Annotated in this window: 22 protein-coding genes; 14 read left to right on the top strand and 8 right to left on the bottom strand. The window is 67.6% G+C overall.

Going from position 1 to position 23,128, the window contains the following annotated elements; translation table 11 throughout:
- Positions 1-90 precede the first annotated feature (90 nt).
- Positions 91-1,356, top strand: a complete 1,266-nt coding sequence (locus JOE30_RS20865) for a DUF4185 domain-containing protein (protein ID WP_204868843.1) — start codon at positions 91-93, stop codon at positions 1,354-1,356.
- 3 nt (positions 1,357-1,359) lie between these two features.
- Here the strand turns inward: JOE30_RS20865 and JOE30_RS20860 are convergent, their stop codons facing one another.
- Both JOE30_RS20860 and JOE30_RS20855 read right to left on the bottom strand, forming a co-directional pair.
- Complete coding sequence (locus tag JOE30_RS20860) at positions 1,360-1,593, bottom strand: hypothetical protein (protein WP_204868842.1); 234 nt, start codon at positions 1,591-1,593, stop codon at positions 1,360-1,362.
- A gap of 100 nt (positions 1,594-1,693) precedes the next feature.
- The gene (locus tag JOE30_RS20855; protein WP_307806316.1) at positions 1,694-2,152 is read right to left on the bottom strand and encodes a DUF3558 family protein; all 459 of its coding nucleotides are present in this window, start codon (positions 2,150-2,152) and stop codon (positions 1,694-1,696) included.
- A gap of 413 nt (positions 2,153-2,565) precedes the next feature.
- Here JOE30_RS20855 and JOE30_RS20850 point away from each other — a divergent pair, with 413 nt between their 5' ends.
- Both JOE30_RS20850 and JOE30_RS20845 read left to right on the top strand, forming a co-directional pair.
- Positions 2,566-5,376, top strand: a complete 2,811-nt coding sequence (locus JOE30_RS20850; protein WP_204868840.1) for an FAD-binding and (Fe-S)-binding domain-containing protein — start codon at positions 2,566-2,568, stop codon at positions 5,374-5,376.
- A 60-nt stretch (positions 5,377-5,436) separates the two neighbouring features.
- A complete protein-coding gene (locus JOE30_RS20845) occupies positions 5,437-6,822 on the top strand; it encodes an acyl-CoA dehydrogenase family protein (RefSeq protein ID WP_204868839.1) in 1,386 nt (461 codons plus the stop codon).
- Between the two features lie 9 nt (positions 6,823-6,831).
- Here the strand turns inward: JOE30_RS20845 and JOE30_RS20840 are convergent, their stop codons facing one another.
- Positions 6,832-7,746, bottom strand: coding sequence for an alpha/beta hydrolase (locus JOE30_RS20840; RefSeq protein ID WP_204868838.1), 915 nt, complete (start codon positions 7,744-7,746; stop codon positions 6,832-6,834).
- A gap of 72 nt (positions 7,747-7,818) precedes the next feature.
- On the opposite strand from JOE30_RS20840, the gene JOE30_RS20835 reads away from it, so the two are divergent.
- A complete protein-coding gene (locus JOE30_RS20835) occupies positions 7,819-8,349 on the top strand; it encodes a TetR/AcrR family transcriptional regulator (RefSeq protein ID WP_204868837.1) in 531 nt (176 codons plus the stop codon).
- Here the strand turns inward: JOE30_RS20835 and JOE30_RS20830 are convergent.
- A complete protein-coding gene (locus JOE30_RS20830; protein WP_204868836.1) occupies positions 8,346-9,356 on the bottom strand; it encodes an alpha/beta hydrolase in 1,011 nt (336 codons plus the stop codon). The genes JOE30_RS20835 and JOE30_RS20830 overlap by 4 nt on opposite strands.
- A 48-nt stretch (positions 9,357-9,404) precedes the next feature.
- Between JOE30_RS20830 and JOE30_RS20825 the strand changes: the two genes are divergently transcribed.
- The 6 genes from JOE30_RS20825 to JOE30_RS20800 all read left to right on the top strand — a co-directional run bounded on the left by JOE30_RS20825 (position 9,405) and on the right by JOE30_RS20800 (position 15,955).
- Positions 9,405-10,250, top strand: a complete 846-nt coding sequence (locus JOE30_RS20825) for a tryptophan 2,3-dioxygenase (protein WP_204868835.1) — start codon at positions 9,405-9,407, stop codon at positions 10,248-10,250.
- The gene (kynU, locus tag JOE30_RS20820; RefSeq protein WP_204868834.1) at positions 10,247-11,458 is read left to right on the top strand and encodes a kynureninase; all 1,212 of its coding nucleotides are present in this window, start codon (positions 10,247-10,249) and stop codon (positions 11,456-11,458) included. Before JOE30_RS20825 ends, kynU begins: the two co-directional genes overlap by 4 nt.
- An 87-nt stretch (positions 11,459-11,545) precedes the next feature.
- Entirely contained in the window at positions 11,546-12,178 is a 633-nt protein-coding gene (locus JOE30_RS20815) for a response regulator transcription factor (protein ID WP_204870621.1), read from the top strand.
- Positions 12,175-13,377, top strand: a complete 1,203-nt coding sequence (locus JOE30_RS21755; protein WP_204868833.1) for an ATP-binding protein — start codon at positions 12,175-12,177, stop codon at positions 13,375-13,377. Before JOE30_RS20815 ends, JOE30_RS21755 begins: the two co-directional genes overlap by 4 nt.
- Positions 13,374-14,393: a hypothetical protein gene (locus tag JOE30_RS20805; RefSeq protein ID WP_204868832.1), complete on the top strand. Its 1,020-nt coding sequence runs from the start codon at positions 13,374-13,376 to the stop codon at positions 14,391-14,393. The genes JOE30_RS21755 and JOE30_RS20805 overlap by 4 nt, the downstream gene beginning before the upstream one ends.
- Before the next feature lie 41 nt (positions 14,394-14,434).
- Positions 14,435-15,955, top strand: coding sequence for an alkaline phosphatase (locus JOE30_RS20800; RefSeq protein WP_204868831.1), 1,521 nt, complete (start codon positions 14,435-14,437; stop codon positions 15,953-15,955).
- Positions 15,956-15,963: 8 nt separating this feature from the next.
- On the opposite strand, the gene JOE30_RS20795 is transcribed toward JOE30_RS20800, so the two are convergent.
- From JOE30_RS20795 to JOE30_RS20785, 3 genes are read right to left on the bottom strand one after another with little or no spacing between them, the layout of a single operon-like run.
- Positions 15,964-16,263, bottom strand: a complete 300-nt coding sequence (locus JOE30_RS20795) for a hypothetical protein (protein WP_204868830.1) — start codon at positions 16,261-16,263, stop codon at positions 15,964-15,966.
- Entirely contained in the window at positions 16,260-17,594 is a 1,335-nt protein-coding gene (locus tag JOE30_RS20790) for an acyclic terpene utilization AtuA family protein (protein ID WP_307806275.1), read from the bottom strand. The genes JOE30_RS20795 and JOE30_RS20790 overlap by 4 nt, the downstream gene beginning before the upstream one ends.
- Complete coding sequence (locus JOE30_RS20785) at positions 17,591-18,904, bottom strand: CitMHS family transporter (protein WP_204868829.1); 1,314 nt, start codon at positions 18,902-18,904, stop codon at positions 17,591-17,593. The genes JOE30_RS20790 and JOE30_RS20785 overlap by 4 nt, the downstream gene beginning before the upstream one ends.
- Before the next feature lie 102 nt (positions 18,905-19,006).
- On the opposite strand from JOE30_RS20785, the gene JOE30_RS20780 reads away from it, so the two are divergent.
- Positions 19,007-19,888, top strand: a complete 882-nt coding sequence (locus tag JOE30_RS20780) for a LysR family transcriptional regulator (protein ID WP_307806274.1) — start codon at positions 19,007-19,009, stop codon at positions 19,886-19,888.
- On the opposite strand, the gene JOE30_RS20775 is transcribed toward JOE30_RS20780, so the two are convergent.
- Positions 19,889-20,581: a tellurium resistance protein gene (locus tag JOE30_RS20775; RefSeq protein WP_204868828.1), complete on the bottom strand. Its 693-nt coding sequence runs from the start codon at positions 20,579-20,581 to the stop codon at positions 19,889-19,891.
- A 241-nt stretch (positions 20,582-20,822) separates the two neighbouring features.
- On the opposite strand from JOE30_RS20775, the gene JOE30_RS20770 reads away from it, so the two are divergent.
- The 3 genes from JOE30_RS20770 to JOE30_RS20760 are packed head-to-tail and all read left to right on the top strand — an operon-like array spanning position 20,823 to position 23,128.
- On the top strand, positions 20,823-21,272 hold the full coding sequence (locus tag JOE30_RS20770) for an Hsp20/alpha crystallin family protein (protein ID WP_056442946.1): 450 nt from the start codon (positions 20,823-20,825) through the stop codon (positions 21,270-21,272).
- A gap of 54 nt (positions 21,273-21,326) precedes the next feature.
- Complete coding sequence (locus tag JOE30_RS21750) at positions 21,327-22,475, top strand: sensor histidine kinase (protein WP_204868827.1); 1,149 nt, start codon at positions 21,327-21,329, stop codon at positions 22,473-22,475.
- Positions 22,472-23,128 (top strand): response regulator transcription factor, encoded by a 657-nt coding sequence (locus tag JOE30_RS20760; protein WP_204868826.1) that lies wholly within the window; start codon positions 22,472-22,474, stop codon positions 23,126-23,128. The genes JOE30_RS21750 and JOE30_RS20760 overlap by 4 nt, the downstream gene beginning before the upstream one ends.

Here is a 23,128-nt window from a genome sequence, read left to right as displayed (position 1 = left end):
TTGTTGCGGCATGCCCACTTTTCGGCAACACTCACCACATCAGTCACATGAGTCACGTGAGTCACACAGTCGATCGGTGGGGGTCGGAGTATGCGAGCACGAAGTCGGCAGATCGCGGTGGGGGCCGCGCTGACGTTGGTGGCCAGCGGTCTGGGTGTGCTGTCGGCACCGGTCGCGTCCGCGGAACCGTGCGGTGGTCTCGGTGGCCCCGGCTCGTCCCTGCTGGGCAGCTTCTTCGGGAGCAGCGGCTCGAGTGGCGGCGGGGGCAGCAACCCGCGCGGGACTCAGCAGCCGCTCGCCCCGATCCGGAGTGGGAACACGCAGTCCGTCGGATGGGTGACCGGACCCCTCAGCGCCAACAACACCTACGACCGTTTCGGCATCTCGGGTACCGATCTCGGCATCAGCTGGGACAACGGCACTGGTCAGACCCTCATGGCGTTCGGTGACTCCTTCGGTAACTGCTCGGTGAACGGGCAGCAGTGGCGCAACAACCTGCTGCTGCGGTCCAGCGACGACAATCTCTCCGACGGCATCACCGTTCCCGACGCCGTGCCTGGCGACAGTGCGTCGGGTTCCATCGTCCTGCCGGCGACGCCTCGCTATGCCGAACAGATCGTCCCGACGCTGCGGTTGCCGGAGATCGAGGTGACCACCATCCCGACGGCCGCCATCGCCATCGACGGCGTGCAGTACCTGAACTACATGTCTGTGCAGAGTTGGGGAGCGCCCGGCCGGTGGGTCACCAACTTCTCGGCCATCGCGACGTCGAGGGACAACGGGCAGAGCTGGACGACGGACCCGATGACCATTCGCGTCAACAAGGGCGTCACGATTCCCGGTGTCGCTCAGGTCAACGAGGCCAACGGCCGATTCCAGATGAATGCCTACGCCAAGGGTCCCGACGGGTGGCTCTACCAGTTCGGAACGCCCAACGGCCGTTTCGGTGCAGCCTTCCTCGCCCGTGTGCAGCCGGCGGACATCCTCGACCTGACGAAGTACGAGTACTCCACCGGTGATGTCGCGCGACCGTGGTCGACGAATGTCGCTGATTCCAAGAAGGTCGTCGACGAACCGGTGAGCGAGCTCAGCGTCTCGTGGAACGCGTACCTGAAGAAGTACGTGATGCTCTACGGCGACGAGAACCAGGGCTCGATCGTCGCCCGCACCGCCACGGATCCGCAGGGACCGTGGAGCCCGATGAAAACTCTGCTCGGGCGTGCGGAGACCATCGGCGGTGTCTACGCGCCGTACATCCACCCGAAGTCGAGTGGGCGCGACCTGTACTTCACTGCCTCGCGCTGGTCCGACTACAACGTGATGCTGTTGAAGACGGATCTCGATGCGCTGAAGTGACGGCTACTTCGGCGTGATGCTCTGTGCCGCTTCGCTGTCGATGGACTCGTAGTTCCGACCCATCTCGGTGAAGGTGTCGGCGAGCGACGACGCGATCGCGATGTGCGCCTGGAGCATCGTCGACAAGGACCCCGGCCCACCCACCGCGAGCTCGGAGTACTTGCGCGCCAGCGCCAGGCCGGAGGGGAGGGTGCCGAAGCCTTGTGCGAAGTCCTGCACTTGGATGGTCGACCTCACCGCGGTGATGCCTTCGGCGAATTCTGCGCACGCACGGGCACATCGCTCTGCGGCCTCTGTGGTTATGTCGAGCTCGTTCAACCCTGTCACGGTGCCCCCGTCATGGTGGTGTCGCGCTCTCGAGAGCGCCTGAAATGCGTGTGGCTTCCGCGCAGTAGTCGCCGACGGTTGATGGATCACCCGCGTTTCTCACGGCGAACTCGATTGCCCCTGCGGTAGACGCGTACGCGATGTGGCAAGCCTCGTCGAGCGTTCCCGGCAGTTGCTGGAAGCTGAGCGCTGGGCGCCCGCCGACATCGATATCTTCTGCGTTCACGGATCGACTGTCTCCGCGGAACTCTGATACCGCGTTGGTCGTCGACGAAATGGTCAAGACGAACCAGTCCTGCCGGAACGAGCAGAACCGCCACTCATCGTTTCCCTGATCGACTTGACCCGAGTCGACGATCTCCGGGTTCACCCCGGCCTCCGTGAGAGCGTCACTCGGAATGGTGCACGGATCCCACAACTCCGCGACGGGTTCGCCCGAAACGCCAGGGGAGCAGGCGCCGCACAACACGAGCGCAGCCACAGCCACTCCACCTCGAATCCATCGCACTCGAACTTGGACGCGGTCAGCGGCCCGGCGGTTCCCACGACTATCCGAGCGAGTTCTGGTCAGCTGCGTGCGCTGCAACCGGCGCGGGTGTCTGGAAGCGGCGCGGATCCGCTAGCACCGCCATCCGCGCACCCCCCGCCACTGCACGCCGGCCACGGACTACGCGTCTACGGCACCGACCGACGCAGCGTCCCGATCCGCACGGGTTCTGGTCAGCCGCGTGCGCTGCAACCGGCGCGGGTGTCTGGAAGCGGCGCGGATCCGCTAGCACCGCCATCCGCGCACCTACCGCCACTGCGCGCCGGCCACGCCCCGTGCGCACTGCTGCACGACTGCACCGCCAACTCCACACCCCGCCCGGTAGCGTCGACACCGTGATCTCCGCCGAGGACTGCGCCCGCGCACTGCGCCGCGCGGGCCTCGACGATGTGCTCACCGATGGCACGACCCGCGCCGCCTATTCGTCGGACGCATCCCTCTACCGCGTGCACCCGCTCGTCGTCGCTCGGCCCCGTCGCGCCGAGGACATCTCGGCGGCGGTCGCGGTGTGCCGCGAGATCGGGGTTCCGCTCACCACGCGAGGCGGCGGCACGTCCGTGGCCGGCAACGCGGTGGGTACCGGGGTGGTGCTCGACGTCAGTCGGCACCTGAACCGGGTGCTCCACGTCGACCCCGAGGCACGCACCGCGACGGTCGAACCCGGGGCCGTCCAGTCGGTGGTGCAGAAGGCAGCGGCGCAGCACGGGCTGCGGTTCGGCCCCGACCCGTCCACCTTCACGCGCTGCACCGTCGGCGGCATGATCGGGAACAATGCGTGCGGCTCGCGCACCCTCGGCTACGGCCGTACCTCCGACAACGTGTCCGCGCTCGACGTGGTGACGGGCAGCGGGGAGCAGTTGCACCTGCCGAGGGACACCACGTCTCCGACTCTCGACGCGCTGCGGCAGATCGTCGCCGGCGGACTCGGCACCGTCAGAACGGAATTCGGCACATTCGGCCGCCAGGTCTCCGGCTACGCGTTGGAGAACCTGTTGCCGGAGAACCGGTTCGACGTTCGCCGAATGCTGGTGGGCAGTGAGGGCACGCTCGCGGTCACCACGCGCGCCACCGTCGACCTGGTGACGGAGCCGGCGTTCCGCATCCTCATCGTTCTCGGGTATTCGGACATCGCCACGGCCGGTGACGCCGCACCCACCGTCCTGACGTTCGCACCCACCGCCTGCGAGGGCATCGATTCGCGCATCGTCGACGTCGTCCGTGAGCGCCGCGGACCCCATGCGGTTCCGCCTCTTCCCAGCGGCGCGGCGTGGCTGTTCGTCGAGGTCGTCGGCGATACCCGCGAGCAGGCCATGCAGCGTGCCGACGCGGTCGCACGCGGCTGCGGAGCGGTCGACTCCCTGGTGGTCACCGACGCGGAACGCACGGCTCGGTTGTGGCAGATCCGAGCAGACGGAGCCGGACTCGCCGGGCGCAGTCCCGCGGGGTTGCCGGCACACGCCGGGTGGGAGGACGCGGCGGTACCACCGGCATCGCTGGGCCGATACCTGCGCGACTTCGACGAGCTCATGACGCAGTACGGGGTGACCGGTCTGCCGTACGGGCACTTCGGTGACGGGTGCCTGCACGTGCGCATCGACCTCCCGCTCGACAAGCCCGGTGGGACAGGGGTGTTCCGCCGATTCCTCGTCGACGCGGCAACGCTGGTGGCGCGGTACGGCGGGTCGTTGTCCGGTGAGCACGGGGACGGCCGTGCGCGCAGTGAACTCCTGCCGCTGATGTACTCGGCGGACGCACTCGCGTTGTTCGGTGCCGTCAAGCATGTCTTCGATCCCGACGGCATCCTCAATCCCGGTGTGCTCGTCGATCCTCGACCTCTCGATGCGGATCTGCGTGTCCCGTCCGCAAGGCCTCGGACGCTGCTCGCAATGGCCTACGCCGAGGACGGCGGCGACTTCAGTCAGGCCGTGCACCGGTGCACGGGCGTCGGCAAGTGCCGCGCGGACACCACCGGCACCAGCGGGGTGATGTGCCCGTCGTATCTGGCGACTCGTGAGGAGAAGGACTCCACCCGTGGGCGCGCCCGAGTACTGCAGGAGATGATCAACGGCACCGATGTCACCGGCGGGTGGCGCTCGCCCGAGGTGCACGAAGCCCTCGATCTGTGCCTGTCCTGCAAGGGATGTGCCTCGGACTGTCCGACCGGTGTCGACATGGCGTCGTACAAGGCGGAGGTGCTGCACCAGAGCTACCGACGTCGACTACGCCCCGCGGCGCACTACTCGCTCGGGTGGCTCCCGCGCTGGGCCGCTGTCGCCGCTCGGGCGCCGCGCGCCGTCAACGCCGCGGCACGGCTTCCGGGTGTGGGTCCGCTGGCACTGCGGGCGGCGGGCATCGATCCACGCCGCTCGATACCCGAGTTCGCCCCGAGGACGTTCCGGCAGTGGTTCGACGAATCGCACCGGCCCACCAACGGTGATCCCGTCGTGCTCTTCGTCGACTCCTTCACCAATCACTTCACGCCCGAGGTGGGCCGGGCGACGGTGCGTGTGCTCGAGGCGGCGGGCTATCGGCCCCGGCTGACCGAGAAGCAGCAGTGTTGCGGTCTCACGTGGATCTCGACCGGTCAACTGGACGCCGCGAAGCGCATCCTGGGACGCACCGTGCACGCCTTGACCGAGGCGTCGGAGGGCGGTGTTCCCATCGTGGGTATCGAACCGTCGTGCACCGGTGTACTTCGAAGCGATGCAATGGAACTGCTCGGCAAGGAGCGTGCCGAGCCGGTCGCAGAGGCCACCCGCACGCTGGCCGAACTGCTCACCGAGCGCGGGTGGGAGCCGCCGTACTTGAACGGCCGAGAGGTGGTGGCACAGCCGCACTGTCACCATCACGCCGTGATGGGGTGGGGCGCAGACGCGGCTCTGCTCGAGAGAGCGGGTGCCCATGTGCAGCGCCTCGGTAGTTGCTGCGGTCTCGCGGGTAACTTCGGCGTCGAGAAGGGGCACTACGACGTCTCGGTCACCATCGCCGGTCAGCAACTTCTGCCGGCTGTGCAGTCGGCGTCGGACACCGCGTCGATCCTGGCCGACGGCTACTCCTGCCGCACCCAGCTGTCCGATCTCACGGATCGCCGCGGTGAGCACCTCGCGCAAGTGTTCGCGAATGCGTTGCCCGATGAGACGGAGTGACGTGTAACACTCGGTGAGGTGGGGTATGCCCTGCCGAAACAACGGTCCTGGGGGGACATCATGGCTTTCGATCTGACGCTCACACCGGCCCAACACGAGTTGGTCGGTCGTGCTCACGACTTCGCCGAGAACGTGGTGCGACCCGTCGCGCAGCATTACGACAAGGAGCAGGAGTTCCCGTGGCCGGTACTACAGGAGGCGGCGCGGGCAGGCTTCTACTCTCCGTTGTTCTATCGCGACCTCATCGGTGATCCGACCGGGCTCTCACTGCCGGTGTTCATGGAGGAATTGTTCTGGGGTTGTGCGGGAATCGGTCTCGCGGTGGTGATGCCGGCGCTCGCGCTCTCGGCCATCGGTCAGGCGGCGACGCCCGAGCAGATGCTCGAGTGGGCGCCGCAGTGCTTCGGCACCCCGGACGATCTGAAGTTGGCAGCGCTCGCCATCTCCGAACCCGAGGGCGGCAGCGACGTTCGCAACCTGCGGACCACCGCGCGGCAGGACGGTGACGACTGGATCATCGACGGCCACAAGATGTGGATCGGCAACGGTGGCATCGCGGACGTGCATGTGGTCAATGCCAATGTCGATCCCGAACTTGGTCACAAGGGTCAGGCGCTGTTCATCGTTCCGGGCGGGACGCCGGGGCTTGAGCTCGTCCGCAAGCTGGACAAGCTGGGGTGCCGCGCCTCCCACACTGCGGAGCTGAAATTCAACGGTGTCCGCATTCCCGGTGCGAACCTCCTGGGTGGCCTCGACAAGCTCGAGCACAAGCTGGCCAAGGCCCGCGAGGCGGAGAAGACCGGGATCAGAGGTCGCTCCGCCACACTCGGAGCGCTCGAGCAGACGCGACCGATGGTGGCCGCTCAGGCACTCGGAATCGCCCGTGCGTCATTGGAGTACGCGACGAGGTACGCCAACGAGCGTGAGGCGTTCGGGTCGCCGATCATCGACAACCAGGGCATCGCGTTCCCGCTGGCGGATCTTGCGATGCGGATCGACGCGGCGCGATTGTTGACGTGGCGCGCCAGTTGGATGGCGGCCACGGGTGTCGCCTTCGAGCGCGGCGAGGGGTCGATGGCCAAGCTCGCCGCCACCGAGGTCGCGGTGGCCTCCACCGAGCGGGCGATCCAGACGATGGGCGGGTGGGGCTACATCACCGATCACCCGGTGGAGAAGTGGTACCGCGACGCCAAGCTGTACACGATCTTCGAGGGCACCAGTGAGATCCAGCGCGTCGTCATCAGCAATGCGATCGCGCAGCAGGACGGCGCTCCGCCGCTGCACGTACAGATGGATGCCGAAGGTTCGGCGCTCAACAAGGCGTTCGGCCGCGGAACCGAGACGCGCACCAGGGTGATGGACAAGGCGATGGCGGCCAAGGACAAGGTGCCCGAGCCCGTTCTGCGCGGCGCCATGAAGTTTCTCCAGCCGCCCAGCCGCAAGTAGCTCCCGGAGTCATCGCGCGAGTGGCACGACGTCTCCGAGAAACGCGAGCTGGTCGGCGATGATCCGGGGGAAGAGCGGCTCGACGTAGGGGTCGAAGTGTCCGCCCTCGTACGTCACCACGGTGGCGCGCGGGATCTTTCGTGCGGTGCGCAGCGCGATGTCCGTGGGAGTGATGGCGTCGTTCGTGGCGATCTGGACGAGGGCGGGGCACGTGATGTTCGCGGCGGTCTTCCCCGGCGAGTACAGGCCGATGTGGAGCAGGATGCGGGCGGCGACCGTCTCGGGGTAGTCACCGGTGCGCAGTCCCGACGCCTCGAGGAGACGGTCACGTCCCGCGGCGGCATCGGGCGAGACCATGGCGGCGAGAGCACCGGGTGCCCCGATCGAGTCGATGTAGCGGGGCTCGCGGCCGAGGAGTGCCCGGACCTTGTCCGAGAGGGCTGCCGGTGCGAGACGCAGGGTCTGGCGCAGGCCTGCGGACCGCACGGCGGCGATGCCGTCCACGTGCGGGACCTGCGCGATGATCGCTGCCAGTCGTTCGCCCGTGCCCGCCAGAGTGAGGACGTGGCCACCGCCGAACGAGGTGCCCCATGCGACGACGCGGTCAGGGTCGACGCCGTCGAGTCGGCGAACGAAGGCGAGTGCGTTGCGCCAGTCCTCGAGCTGTCTACGCACGTCCAGCAGCTGCCGTGGAGTTCCTTCGCTGTCGCCGAAGTGCCGGTAGTCGAACAGCGCGACGATGTAGCCGGCCTGGACGAACTGGTCCGCGTAGGCGGGGAGGCGCAACGCACGCACCGATCCGAAACCGTGGGCCATGACGATGATCGGAGCGGGACCGGCGAGCTCGGCGGGTCGAAGGACCGAGATCGCGCAGCGATCGGAACCGGAATCGAACCACAGGTCGTCGCGAACGGTGTCAGGCATGCGGGCTCCTCTTGATTGACGTTCAAGAGAACGTAGCAGCGTCTTGATCGCGCATCAAGATAGAGTGGCCGCATGCCTCGGAACAGACGTCCGCAGGATCGGGAAGAGAAACGGGCCGAGATCGTCGACGCCGCGACGGCCCTGTTCGTCGACGCCGGATTCGACGGCACCCCGCTGAGCCGGATAGCGCAGAGCGCCGGCGTCACGCCCAACACCATCTACTGGTACTTCTCCGACAAGGACGAACTGCTCGTCGCAGCCCTCACCGAGATCACGGCGACGGCGTTGACGCGCTTCGCCGGGCTGGAGGTGACATCACCGCAGGAACGGCTGACGTGGGTGGTCACCGAGCTCGAGCGCTACCACCGGCTGGTGGACACCGTGCATGCCCGCGCCGCGGTGTCGATACCGATCGACGAGTGGCACAACGGGTTCCATGCCATGGCCGATGCGCTGGTCGCGGAAGAGCTGCGCCGTGTCGGCGTCGCCGAGGAGCGGATCGCCGCGCGGACCAAGGTCGTGGTGTTCGCGGTCGAGGGGATGTTGACTCATCCGCAGAGCGCTGCCGAGAAGGCTGCGATCGTGGACGCCCTCTTCGATTAGACCGGCGGCAGTCGCTTCTCGATCCGCTCGACGACGGCAGGCCAGATCTCCGATCGCGGATCGACGACGTCGAAGTGCCCGCCCGGTCCCTCCACGAGATCGATGTCGTCGCCCGCTCGGCGCGCAGCGTCCACGTACTCGCGGCCGATGTCGTTCAGATTCGGATCGTCCGATGCCGCGACCACGACGATCTGCGGAATCCCGAGGGGCAGTCGCGCTCTGGGGGAGGACTCCACGTGAGCATCCGTGTAGCGGGAGCCCAGGGCAGCGCTCACCGCGCCGTCGCCCAGGCCGCGGTCGTCGGCGATCTGCAGGTCGAGGACTCCGGCGAGACTCACGGCCAGTGCGGGACGGGCATCGGCGGCCCAGCGCATCGCGAGCTGCCCTCCCGCCGAATGACCGAGGACGGCCCGCGCACCGGCGTGGTCCAGAGCCGCGGCGACATCCGCCGTCGTCGTCTCCCACCCGTGTTCGTCGGGGCTGCGGTACTCGATGTTCCACGTCACGTAGCCGCGTTCGGCGAGATCGATGGCCGCGGCGTCGAGCGAGTCGAGTCGCCACGGTGCCCGCCAGTAGCCGCCGTGGATCAGGGCGACGACGGGTCCGCCGGTGCCGCGCACCTCTGCGAACTGCTCGGGGTGCGCGCCGTACCGTTCGACGTTCGCCGGGTGCCGACGGTGGTGCACGATCCGATCGACGGCGTAGCGGAGCCCGCCGAGTCCCCGACCGCGGATGTGGGCGTGCAGGCCCGTGGAGAGGTCCGCGGCCACATAGCCGTAGTCCACGCGGACGACACAGCGGCCGTCGGACGGCGCGTCGACGTGGCCTCCGGGCGCAGGCACCACGATGACGTCGCCCGATGCGATCGACGGATCGTCGGACACGTGCACCTCTCCGGTGGCGCCGCGCGCGTCCAGCGCTGCGTGCACCAACTCCTCGACTGTGCCGAGGTGCCGCACCGACTCGGGATGCAGCACGACGTCGATCCGGTCCGAGGAAGCGCTCATCCCTCGAATCTACGTCCTAGGCTCGGGGGAATCGACGGAAGAGGAGCAATGGACGAGCGCGCCATCGAGAAGGACATCGTCACCGATTTCCGCGAGCGGATGAGTTACGGGGCGTACCTCGATCTCGACACTCTGCTCAGTGCGCAGAAACCGGTGAGTGTTCCGGAGCATCACGACGAGTTGCTGTTCATCATCCAGCACCAGACCACCGAGCTGTGGTTCAAGCTCGTGCTGCACGAACTGCTCGCCGCACGTGACGCGTTCGACGCCGACGACCTCGGTTTCGCGCTGAAGTGCGTCGCTCGTGTCAAGCACATCCAGAAGACGCTGACCGAGCAGTGGTCGGTGCTCGCGACGCTCACGCCCACCGAGTACGCGCAATTCCGCGGGTTCCTCGGCAACTCGTCGGGGTTCCAGTCCGCGCAGTACCGCGCGGTGGAGTTCGTGCTGGGCAACAAGAACGCGGCGATGCTGACGGTCTTCGAATCCGACTCGGTAGCAACGGAACTGCTGACGCGGGTGCACCGCGAGCCGAGTGTGTACGACGCCCTGTGGCGGTGCCTGGCCCGCGCAGGACTCGACGTTCCGGAGAGCGCGCTGCGGCGAGACGTCACCGCGCCGTACGCGCGCAACGACGATCTGATGCCACTGATCACACACGTCTACGAGAACTCGACCGAGAACTGGGCCGCGTACGAGGCGTTCGAGGAATTCGTCGACCTGGAGGAGAACTTCCAGCTCTGGCGGTTCCGACACATGCGCACAGTGCTCCGTACGATCGGGCAGAAGAGCGGCACCGGCGGCTCCAGTGGTGTCGGCTTCCTCCAGCGTGCCCTCGAGTTGACGTTCTTCCCCGAGTTGTTCGCCGCCCGCACCGAGATCGGACAGACATGACCGCAGCAGACCTCGATGCTCGAGATCCCCTACGCGAGTACCGCTCTCGCTTCCACACCGACGATGCCGATCCCGTCGTGTCCTATCTCGACGGCAATTCGCTCGGCAGGCCGACGACGGCGAGCATCGAGCGTGTCTCGACGTTCATGACGCAGGCGTGGGGCGGCCGGCTGATCCGCGGGTGGGACGAGGAGTGGTTCGAGCTGCCGATCACGCTGGGCGACAAGCTCGGTCGGGTGGCCCTGGGTGCAGCAGCCGGGCAGACCGTCATTGGTGACTCCACCACCGTGCTGCTCTACAAGATCGCGCGCGGGGCGGCGGCGCTGAGGCCGGACCGAACCGAGATGGTGCTCGATAGGGACAACTTCCCGACCGATCGCTACGTCCTCGAGTCCATCGCGTCCGAACTCGGCCTGACGTTGGTGTGGATCGACTCGGACCGGCGGTCGGGGGTACGTACTGCGGACATCGCCGACGTCGTCAGCGAGCGAACGGCTTTCGTGCTCGTCAGTCATGTCGCCTACCGCTCGGGCTTCCTCGCGGACGCACCCGCGGCCGCCCGCGTCGCGCACGATGTCGGCGCTCTGCTGGTGCTCGACCTGTCGCACTCGGTGGGATCCGTGCCGCTCCGTCTCGACGAGTGGGGCGTCGATCTCGCCGTCGGCTGCACCTACAAGTACCTGAACGGTGGTCCCGGCTCGCCCGCGTTCGCGTACGTCCGAGCGGAGCATCTGCCCGAGTTCCGGCAGCCCGTGTGGGGATGGATGGGCCGCGCCGACGCCTTCGCCATGGAGCAGGGATACGTGCCGGCCGAGGGCGTGCGACGCGTCATCAGCGGCACCCCGCCGGTGCTCGGCATGATCGCGATGCAGGACACGCTCGACATGATCGGCGAGGTCGGCATGGAGGCGATCCGCGCGAAGTCGGTCGCTCTCACCGAGTACGCGCTGGAGCTGGTGCGCTCGGACCTGGTGCCACTGGGTGTGGAGATCGCCTCGCCGGAGAACGCGGACGAGCGCGGGGGGCACGTGACGCTCGATCACCCCGATTTCCGCGAGGTGACGGCGCGGCTGTGGACGCGCGGCGTCATCCCCGACTTCCGGGCCCCGAGCGGCATCAGGCTCGGCCTGAGCCCGCTGAGCACCAGCTTCGAGGAGGTGCGCATCGGTGTTCTCGCGATCGCCGAGGAGTTGCGGGGCCGGACCTGACAGCGCAACGAGACCGTTCCTGTGGTTATGCTCTGACGCCGAGTAGCTGAGGGGGGTCAGGTGGCGGACGAGCGCGCGCGTATCGGAATGGTCGACGATCACGAGCTGACCATTCGGGGGTTGCGGGACTCCCTCGCCGATCATCCCGACCTCGACTTCGTCGCGAGCGCCCCCACGGTCGCCGAACTGTTCGACGCGACCACGGACCTCGATCTGGTCATCCTCGACCTGCGACTGCGCGATGGGTCGTCGCCGGTGGCCAACGTCGAAGCGATCCGAGCCCGCGGTCTCGACGTGCTGGTTCTCACCTCGGGCGAGGATCCGTTCTTGGTGCGCTCCGCGGCCCGTGCCGGTGTGCTCGGTGTGGTGCGCAAGTCCCAGCCGATCGACGCGGTGGTGGACGCCGTGCGAAGTGCAGCCCGGGGCGAGATGGTGCCCACCATCGACTGGGCGGCGGCCATCGACGGGGATCCCGACCTCGCCGCGGTGGATCTCAGTCCGCAGCATCGACGGCTCCTCACGCTCTACGCGGCCGGTGAGACCGCCACACGGGTCGCATCGACCATGGGTATCTCACCCGAGACGGTGAACGACTATCTCGGCCGGATCCGGCTCAAGTACGCCGACGCCGGCAGGCCCGCCCCGACCAAGACCGATCTGTACAAGCGGGCGCTGGAGGACGGGTGGTTGCCGTTTCCTCGTCGACGTAGGAAGTCGTGACGGCGGCGGCAGTGATCTCGGGGACTGCGCACCGCGACGAGAGCGCGGCGGACAAGATCGCGACCCTGTTCGGCAGATTCATCGGTACCGGGTACCTCTTCTATGCGGTGGTGTCGATACCGCTCATTCGGGACGTCGCCACGGTCACGGAAGCGTGGTGGACTCCGGTCGCCCTCGTGGCGTTCTTCGGGCCGGGTCTGGCTCTTCTCGTCGCCTCGTTCAGCACTGCCCAGCGGTACGTGCTGCCGATGGCCGCGGCCTGTGCCTTCTCGTATCTCCTGGGACTTGCGACGTGGCCCTTCGGATGGACGGGAGCCGAGCTTCCCGATGCCAAGTCGACATGGTTCGCAGCGTTCCCCGCGTTGTCCACACTCGGCGCGGCTGTCTCCATGCGTCCTCGGTGGGTGTTCGCCCAGTTGATCGTGGTCACACTGGCTGTCCAGACCATCAACTTCCATGTGCGAGAATCGCCGGACAGGAGTCCCTTTCTCGCTGACGTCGCGTTCGCGTTCAGTTTCAGTCTCACCTTCGTCGCGGCGTCCGTGATGGCGTCCCGGACCGGCCGTATCCTCGACGAGACTCGGCTGGCAACGTACGCACGCGCCGCCGGAGCGGCGGCGATGCTGGCGCGGACCGTCGAGCGCAGGCGGTTCGACGGGCTCATCCACGACAACGTGATGTCGACCCTGCTCTCGGCGTCGAGGGGCCCCATGAGTCGGGAACTCGTCGCCCAAGCGGTCGGCACACTGGCCGAACTCGATGCGCTCCGAGACAGCGATTCGGGTGTCACCGTCTTCGATGTCGATCAGGCGGTCGCGCATCTTCGCGCGGCGGCCGGCGCAGTGGACCCCTCCGCACGTCTCGAGGTGGTCGGAGAAGTCGCGAACGCGAGGGTGTTGTCGGCCGAGCCGATCCGCACCATGGGTGCGGCGCTGAGCGAGGCTCTGCGGAACAGCGTCCGGCACGCAGGCCCACACTCGTCTCGAGCGGTGACGGTCACGGTGTCGTCGACCGAGCTGACATCGATCGTCGCGGACGACGGGTCCGGGTTCGATCCTGACCACATTCCCGCCAACCGTCTCGGCGTCCGGGTCAGCATCCTCGATCGCATGCGGCGACTGCCCGGCGGTTCCGCAACCGTTCGGTCAGCAGCCGGGTCCGGCACCGTTGTCGAACTCCGATGGACGTTCGACGGATGACGACGGTCCGAGAAGACGACGGTGTCACCACGTTGCTGGGGTTTCGGAGCCCGGCAGCGTGGGTGGTGGTCGTCGTCAACGTGCTCGGCGTGATCGTCTCGACAGCCTGGACCCTCGACGGCATCAGGCAGCCCGCGGTGGTGGCAGTCGCGCTCGTTCTGCATGCGGCATCCGTCGTCCTGTTGGTGCGGGTGCCGGGTGATCCCCTGCCTTTCCGTACGACGGCCTTCATCACGCTGTACGGCCCGCTGGCCTCCGCGCTCGTGTTGTTCGTCTTGCCGGTCCCCATCGACAATCCGCTGCAGCCGTGGCCCACCACCGCCGCGGTCGGTGTCTACACGTTCCTCTGTGTCCGTGGTCGAACTCCGTGGGCGTGGGCGGGTCTGGTCGCGATCTTCGCTGTCACCATCACGTGGTCGACGCTCACCGGCCAGGGTCCGCTCACCGGTTTCCTCATCGTGTTGCCGAACGTCGCTCTGGTGCTCATGGGGAGTTTCTTCGCGTATGCGCTTCGCACCCCGGTGGCCGACATCTTTCGGTTGCGCCTCGCGGGCACACGGCAAGCGGCGGACCAGGCTGCCTCCCGAGCCGTTCTCGACGAGCGTGATGCGCAGCTGACCCGGCTCGACGTGCTCGCGCGACCTTTGCTGTCGCGCATCGCTTCGGGTGAACCGCTCAGCGACGAGGAGCGGATTCGGTGTCAGCTCCTGGAGCACCACTTGCGCGACAGCGTCCGAGCGAAAGGCCTCGACATCGACGAGGTGCACAGTGCCGCACGGGAGGCTCGGAGTCGGGGCGTCGACGTGCTTCTCTTCGACGACCGAGGCGAGACCGACACCACCGTCCACCGCGACATCGTCGCCGCAGTGATCGATGCTCTGCACGGCTCGGCGTCATCGGTGACCGTGCGGCTGCGACCGGGTGACCAGGACGTCGCCGCATCGATCGTCGTGACGACCGCGGACGGTGTGGAGCACTGGGAGTTCGACCGATCGGGCACCCGGCTGTCCTCCTGAGAGTCACGCCCCGTTCAAGTCCGTGCGGCACGGTGCGGAGCATGCAGATGTCGCGACGCTCCCTGTTTCGCTACGCCGCGCTCGGTGCCGCGGCCACCCCGTTGCTCGCCTGCAGTACCGGGCCCACCCTGGTGCGGGCGCGTCCGTCGCTGACCCACGGCGTCGCCAGCGGTGACGTCCGGGCCGACGGTGCGCTCGTCTGGGCCCGGTCGGACACGCCCGCGACGATGGTCGTCGACACGTCGGCCACCGACGCGTTCTCCTCCGTCACGACGACGCGGGGACCTCTCCTCACACCACAGTCCGACGGCACCGGCGTGCTGCGCCTCACGGGTCTGCCGGCGGGACAGCGAGTGCACTACCGCGTGACACTGGAGAGCGAGGACGGTGCCACGTCGGAGCCCGTCACCGGGGTGTTCTCCACGGCTCCCGACAGCCCGTCGAACATTCGCCTCCTGTGGGGCGGTGACACGGCGGGCCAGGGCTACGGGATCAATCCGGACATCGGCGGCATGACCATCTTCGGAGCGATGGCCGATCGGGAACCGGACCTGTTCCTGCACAGCGGCGACGTCATCTATGCCGACGGTCCGCTCGAGGAGAGTGTCACGTTGCCCGACGGCCGGGTGTGGCGGAACACGATGTCCGAGGCCAAGTCCAAGGTCGCGGAGACCCTCGACGAGTACCGCGGGCAGTACGCGTACAACCTCACCGACGACAACTACCGGCGCTTCAATTCCTCGGTCGCGCAGGTGGTGCAGTGGGACGATCACGAGACCGTCAACAACTGGTATCCCGGTGAGATTCTCGATCTGGAGCAGTACACCGTGAAAGATGTGAACCTGTTGTCGCAGCGGGCCTTGCAGGCATTTCACGAGTGGCTCCCCGTCGCTCCCGCCGAGGCCGTCGACGGGCGGGTGTACCGGAAGATCGCCTACGGTCCACTGCTCGACGTCTTCGTCCTGGACATGCGGAGCTACAAGGACGCGAACAGTGCCAACACCGCCCCGACCGGGGAGATTCTCGGAGATACGCAGCGACGGTGGCTGATCGACGAGCTGTCGCGCTCGACCGCCACGTGGAAGATCATCGCCAACGACCTTCCGCTGGGACTCGTGGTGCCGGACGGGAAGACGGCGCAGGAGGGTGTCGGCAACGGTGATCCCGGTGCCCCGCTCGGTCGGGAGACCGACATCGCGCAGGTACTCACCGCGATCGACCGGAACGACGTCACCGGCACCGTGTGGCTCACCGCGGACGTGCATTACACGGCGGCGCATCGGTATTCGCCCGAGCGCGCGGCCTATCAGGAGTTCCGCGAATTCTGGGAGTTCGTCAGCGGGCCTCTCAACGCGGGTGCCTTCGGGCCGAACGACCTCGACCCAACCTTCGGCCCGGAGGCGGTGTTCGTGCACGCGCCGCCGGAGCCGAACGCCTCACCGCTCGACGCTTTCCAGCACTTCGGGGAGGTGCTGATCGACAAGGACTCACGGTCGCTGACGGTGAACCTGTGCGACGGCACCGGGGCGGTTCTCTTCACGCAAGTGCTGCCCGCGCCCTGACCGCGCAGTCAGATCTCCAGGCCCAACAGGTGGTAGCTCAACGCCTTGCCGTGCCCGTCCAGCTCCGCCGATCCGGTGACCCCACCGCCCAGTTGGCCGGGCAGCTCGAAGACGAGGGCCGAGACGCTGTCCAGTGCCGTGCGCCGCGGCGCTCGGGTGGTGCGGTCGCCGTAGTGCGCGACCACCACCTCGAGGGTGAGCTCACGTTCGAGCGTCTCGAAGGCCTTTCGGCTCCGCGCGAAGACCGAGAGGATGAGGGTGTCGCCCTTGTCCCCGGTGCGAACATCGGCCAGGTCGTCGACGATCATCGGGTGCCCTCCATCAGGTGAACCTCGGTGTGCACCAGGTGCCGTGGAAGCGATGTCGATCGGATGCACAGGACTTCCGCATGAGACCGTCGTGCACCGCCCCCACCGGCAGGACCGTTGGTGTACAGACTCTCCACCTCCCACCCGACCACGTCGGCATCCTCCCGTGTCCCCGCCCGCCCGGTGACGCGGAGCCGCACCTCGGTCGGTGCGGTATCGGAGGCGAGGCCGCGGAAAGCCGCTCCGGCACCGATCAATTCGACGGTCACACCGTCGGGGTCGAGTCCGTGGACATCGGCGAGGCGCTGCGTGACGATGTCCGCGGCAAGTCGGGCGCGCTCGTACGCGCGAGGTCCCGCGTAGCTGATCTGACCCTCGCCGATCCACCCGTCGAGGAACCCGAGCGTCACCTTGAGCTCGTCCGGTCGGGAGCGACCGGTGGCGCCGGTGAGGGACACCCTGTCGGGGCCGACCTGCTCGAAGACCACCGCCCCGAAGTCGGCCGTGACGTCGGGTGTGAGGTACGCGGTGGGGTCGCCGACCTCGTACAGCAGCTGCTCGGTGGCCGTGCGCGTGGTGAGGGTCCCGCCCGTGCCGTCCACCTTGCCGAAGACGGCGTCCGCGTCGGCGGACACGTCCGCGTACGGGAAGCCGAGGTCGGCCATGCCGGGAACCGGTTTGGTGACGGGGTCGGCGTAGTAGCCGCCCGTGAGTTGACCGGCGCACTCGAGCAGGTGCCCCACTGCGGTCGCGGCACCGAGGGTGCGGGCGTCGTCGAGGTCCCAGCCGAACTCGTGGACGAGCGGCGCGACGTACAGCGACGGGTCGGCGAGTCTGCCCGTCACGACGATGTCGGCACCGGCGCTCAGTGCCGGAAGCACGGCGTCCGCTCCGATGTACGCGTTGGCGGACACCAACTTCTCGGGATGAGCGGAGAGGGCCTTGCCGGTCTCCCACACGAGGGGATCGAGAGTGCGAACGGCGTCGAGGACGTCGTCGCCCGTCACGGCGGCGACCCGAGCCCGCTCGCCGACGATTTCTGCGATGCGCCGCGCCGCTGCAAGGGGATGTGCTGCACCACCGTTGGTGATCACGGTGGTTCCGCGGCGAAGCGCGTGCGGCAAGACAGCTCTGATGCGGGCGAGCAGGAGGGGGTCGTACCCGGCGTCGGGATCGGCGAGCCGTCGCGCGTTGCCCGCGGCGACGGTGCGTTCCCCGAGGCACTCGAAGACGAGGTAGTCGAGGTCGCCGCGATCGGCGAGGGTCACGGCCGGGTCGATGCGATCGCCGGAGAAGCCGGAACCGGCGCCGAGGCGAATGGTTCGAGTCACAGCGAGATCGCTCCTGTCAGCAGGGCCATGGCGGTCATGACGAGGGTGGTGCCGAACGCCCACCCGAAGATGAAGCGCTGGTGCTTGCCCAGTTCCACCTTCGTCATGCCGATCAGCACGAACGTCGCTGCGGTCAGCGGACTGAGCGGGAAGCCGGTGGTCATCTGGCCGAGGATGGCGGCGCGGCCGGTCTCCATCGGGTCGCCGCCGAACGAGGCCGTGGTCTCGGCGAGAACCGGCAGCACACCGAAGTAGTAGGCGTCGGGCGTGAAGACCAGGCTCAGCGGCATCGACGTGATCGCGGTGATGACGGGGATGGAGGAACCGAAGGAGTCGGGGATCCAGGACACGAAGGTTTCCGCCATCGCGGTGATCATGCCGGTGCCGTTGAGGACTCCGGTGAGCACGCCCGCAGCGAGGATCATGACGACCACCATCGTGACATTGCCGCCGTGCTTGGCGAACAGTTCCTGCTGCGCCGACCACCTCGGCTTGTTGACCAGGACGGCCAGGGCGAAGGCGATGGCGAACGCCACCTGCAGCGGGGCCAGCTGGAACAGGAGGATGACCAGCAGCACCAGCGTCAGCACCACGTTGAAGGCCATGACGGCCGGGTGAACGGTGGTACGCACCGGCAGGTCGTCGACATGGGGTGTACCGGGACCGGCATTCACGGGCGTGACGGTCTCCGTCAGAGCGCCGATCCGCTTGCTCTCCATGCGGCCGATCATGAACGCCGAGAACAGCACCCACACGATACCCGCAGCCATGGCCGGGATGACGGGCGTGAAGATGTCGGCGCTCGTCGCGTCGAGGGCCGCCATGGCGCGCACCGTCGGGCCGCCCCACGGGATGATGTTCATGATGCCGGCGGACAGGGCGATGATGCCCGTGAGCGCGAGCGGACGCATGCCGATGCGCTGATAGATCGGCAGCATCGCGGAGACCATGATGAGGAAGGTCGAGGTGCCGTCGCCGTCGAGGGCGACCATGAGAGTGAGCACGGCGGTGCCGACGGCGATCTTGGTCGGGCTGCCTCCGGCCCACCGCACGACGCGACGGATGGCGGGGTCGAAGAGCCCCTGGTCGACCATCAGGCTGAAGTACAACACGGCGAACGCGATCATGATCGCGACCGGCGCGACCTTGATCAGTCCCTCCGCGATCATGTCGCCCAGGTCGGCGCCGAAGCCGCCGATCAGCGCGAAACCGATGGGCACCAGCACGAGTGCGACCAACACCGACACCCGGCGGGTGAATGTCAGGGCCAGAAACGTGATGATGGTGGCGAAGCCGAGCGCGGCAACCATGTGACCTCCTTCAAGGACTTCGTCACATGTTGCTCACATCACAATTGCAAGTCCAATATCAATTGCGGATGCATTGATGGCGGCCATGCATAGACTCGGCGGGTGAACCTCAATCTGGGGATGACGCACCTTCGCTGCATCGTCGCGATCGCCGATCACGAGAGCTTCACGGCGGCGGCCTCGGCGCTCGGCATGGTGCAGTCCTCGCTCAGCAGATCCGTCGCGGAGGCGGAGCGCCGACTGGACGTCACGCTGTTCGAGCGCACGACGCGCAGGGTCGTCGTGACACCCGACGGTGTCGCCGTCACGCAGTACGCCCGGAAGATGGTGCAGGACTTCGACGAGGGGCTCGCGCAGATCGGTCGTTTCGTCACCGGTGATCGCGGCACCGTGTCGGTCGCATGCCTGCCGTCGCTCGCCGCCACGTTCCTTCCGGCTTATGTGGTGCAGTTCCGCCGCGACTACCCGGACGTCCTGCTCGAGATCCGTGACGGGCTGCGCCAGGAAGCGCTGACGGACCTGCTGACCGGCACCGTGGACATGGCGCTCGTCTCGGCACCGACGACCGAACCCGGACTGGTCCACCGAACCCTCACCACGGACTCGTTCCACTGTGCCTTCGCCGCCGGCCACCCCTTCGACGGCCGGGAGCGCATCGAGTGGGCGGAACTGGCCGGCGAGCCGTTCATCGCGTTCGGGTCGCAGAGCAGTATCGCCGGACCCGTCGCCCGCGCGCTCGACGACGCCGACGTCCGCACGGGCCCGGTGATGCACGCGCAGAACGTCGGAGCGGTCGCCGGGCTGGTCGCGGCGGGTCTCGGTGTCACCGCCGTCCCGCAACTCGTTCTGCCGATGATGGAGTTCGCGGGGCTGCGTCACGCCCCGTTGTCGCCGACCGTCGAGCGGACCATCTCGCTCGTGCGGGTCGAGGGCCGACACGAGACGGCGAGCGTGAAGAATTTCGTGCGCTGCCTGACAGGCTGACTACTTGCGCCCGGCCGCCCAGCGCATGCCCCAGCCGTACTTCTTGTCCAGGTCCGCCTGGCTGCCCTGGATGTACTCGACCTCGCGCGTGACCGTGATGCCCTGACCGGTGTTCTGGATCAGCGCGATCGAGCAGATGCGGGCGGAGTTGTTGTCGGAGTCCAGACGTACCTCCACCTGCGGGCCACTGGTGGGGAACAGCGTGACGACGCCGTCGACCGCGGCCCAGTTCGGGGCGCCGTCGTAGATCATCGCGAAGATGAGGATCCGCTTGAAGGCGTCGGGCCGCGCGAGGTTGATGTGCATGTTCTCGCCGCCCGTGACGGATCCGGAGCGGTCGTCGCCGTCGAGCTGGATGAACGGTGCGCTCACGAGGGCACCGAAGCTCTTGCCCAGCGCCTGGATGACGCCCTTCGACCCGTCGGCCAGCTCGTACAGGCAGCCGAGATCGAGGTCGACCCCGCCGGTGCCGTACGACGCCGCGGCGAGCTTGGCGAGGAAGCCCTTCTTCTTCGGCTCGGGTGCGGCTGCGCCCTGCGACCAATTGAGATTGACGCGCATCGCGCCCTGGCTCTCGCCCTTCTTGGCCAGATTCACCGTCGGTGCGGCCTTCGACAGCGTCACCTTGCTCAGATTGACGCCGCCCGCTGCCGGGGCGGGGGTGGACGGCCTTTTGGTGTAGTCGATCGCCATGGATGAGAGGCCTTTCTTCCGGAAACGGCGGTGTCCGTTTCGCGCACTTCCCTCAGCGTAGTCGCCGTGAGCGACCCGCACCTACCGTCCACCAGTCCTGCACTGCGAGAGCGACTTCGGTCGAAAAAAATCTCGGAAAGTACTTGGCACTCTCGGATCGCGAGTGCTAAATTCGGTGTCACGCACAGAGGAGCCGAGCATGACGGGCTCGGTGTCCACGAGATACAGGAGGTGTGTTGCTGTGCTTCGCTTCGATCCTTTCCGTGACCTCGACGCCGTGACCTCGAGCTTGCTGGGAGCCGGGTCGGGCACCGACCGTTCGCCGCGGTTCATGCCGATGGATCTGTACAAGGTCGACGACCATTACGTCCTCGACGCGGACCTCCCCGGTGTGGATCCGGGCTCGATCGACCTCGACGTCGACCGTGGAACCCTCACGGTGACGGCCCACCGTTCGGCGCCGAGCGGCGACTCCCGGCAGTGGCTCACCTCGGAGCGCTTCACGGGCACCTACCGTCGCCAGCTCGCGCTGGGTGACGGCATCGACACCGAGCGCATCACCGCGTCGTACGACAACGGTGTTCTCTCCGTGCACATCCCGCTGTCGGAGCGTGCCGCCCCGCGCAAGATCAGCATCGCGCAGTCCGAGAACACCGGCGGACAGACGACACTGGAGGCCTCGGCGTCCTGAGCACTCGACGCTGACGAACGCCGTGCACCTCGGTAGGGGCGCACGGCGTTCGTCGTGAGTGCCCATGTCGTGGTGTCGAGACCGATGGCGACGGAGACGACATCCGGACGACGACGGCGCGCGACCGACATCGCGATCGCCGCGGCGGTGTTCGCCTACAACCTGCCGGTTCAGGGCACATCGAGTCCCCTCGAGCTGATCGTGCCGGTGGGGCTGTGTCTGCCGTTCGTGTGGCGTCGTCGCCATCCTGTCGGCTCTTTCGCCGTCGTGATCGCCGCAGCTCACCTGCAGGTACTCCTCGGCCTCGGGCCCCTGGTGGCGGACGTGATGGTGGTGTTCTCCCTGTTCGCCGTCGCGTCCGCTCGCGCCTGGCAGATCTCGCTACCGGCGGCAGTCGTCGCTGCCGGGTGGACTCTTCTCGTGACGCTGCCGGACCGAGAGGCGAACGACCTGTCGCCGGGAGACGTCGGACTGTTCGTCGCAACCATGGCCGTCGCGTGGCTCATCGGCACGTTGGCCCGAACCCGGCGCCTGTACGTGCAGTCTCTGGAGGAGCGTGCGGCGCAGGCCGAGCGCGAGCGCGAGACCGGCACCCGCATGGCCGTTCTGGGTGAGCGCACCCGCATCGCACGAGAACTGCACGACGTCGTCTCGCACAGTCTCAGTGCGATCGTGCTGCTGTCGGAGGGTGCGGCATCGATCGCCCACGCGGATCCGGACCGTGCGGCTGAGGCGATGCGCTCGGTGCGCGACACCAGCCGCGGTGCGATGAGTGAGATGCGGTCCATGCTGACCGTGCTGAGATCCGACGACGACCCCGTCGGCCCGCAACCGGGTCTCGATCGAATCGACGCGCTGCTCGACGAGTCACGCGCCGTGGGCATCCCGGTCGTACGGGTGGACGAGGGGACACCGCGCGAGCTCGGTGCGGGTGCCGCCGCGGCCGTCTACCGTGTGATCCAGGAAGCACTCACCAACGTCCGAAAGCACGCCGGCGAGGTGCACGAGGTTCGTGTGTCGCTGTGCTGGAACGACGACGGAGTCGACATTCGCGTGGTGGACGACGGGAAGAGCGGAACCGGAACCGGGGGACTCGGATTGATCGGGATGCGCGAACGAGTCGAGGCTCAGGGAGGGGACCTCGAGGTCGGACCCACGGACTCCGGGTTCGGCGTCCACGCGCGTCTGCCGGTGCCGAGGTGACCATGCGTGTCGTCCTCGTCGACGACCAGGCACTCGTCCGGACGGGCCTGCGCATGGTTCTGCAGTCCCGAGGAGTCGAGGTGGTCGGCGAGGCGTCGAACGGTCAGGAAGCCCTGGAGGTCGCACGCTCGGCGAACCCGGACGTCGTCCTGATGGACGTGCGCATGCCCGTCATGGACGGTGTCGCCGCCACGCGTGCACTCTGCCAGGATCCCCGGTCTCCGAAAGTGTTGATACTGAGCACGTTCGACCTCGACGAGTACGCCTTCGAGGCGCTGCGATGCGGTGCGACCGGCTTCCTGCTCAAGGACGGCCCGGTCGACGAACTCGTCGCCGCGCTCGGCCACGTCCGGGACGGCGACGCGGTCGTGGCACCGTCGACCACGCGGCGCCTGGTGGAACACGTGACTCGAGGGTCGGCGCCGTCGTTCACCAGGTCGGCCGATCTCGAGAAGTTGACCGCGCGGGAGACCGAGGTGCTCTACGCGATCGCCTCAGGGCTGTCCAACGCCGAGATCGGCGCGTCGCTCGAGGTTTCCGAGGTGACCGTCAAGGCACACGTGGGACGGATCCTCGCCAAACTCGGGTTGCGCGATCGGACGCAGGCGGTGATCGTCGCGTACGAGGCCGGCATGATGCAGCGCCCCCGCTGA

Origin of the sequence: Rhodococcus sp. PvP016, from assembly GCF_017832185.1 — a bacterium.
Classification (GTDB): Bacteria; Actinomycetota; Actinomycetes; order Mycobacteriales; family Mycobacteriaceae; genus Rhodococcoides.
This window is presented reverse-complemented; position numbering and strand designations above follow the sequence as displayed.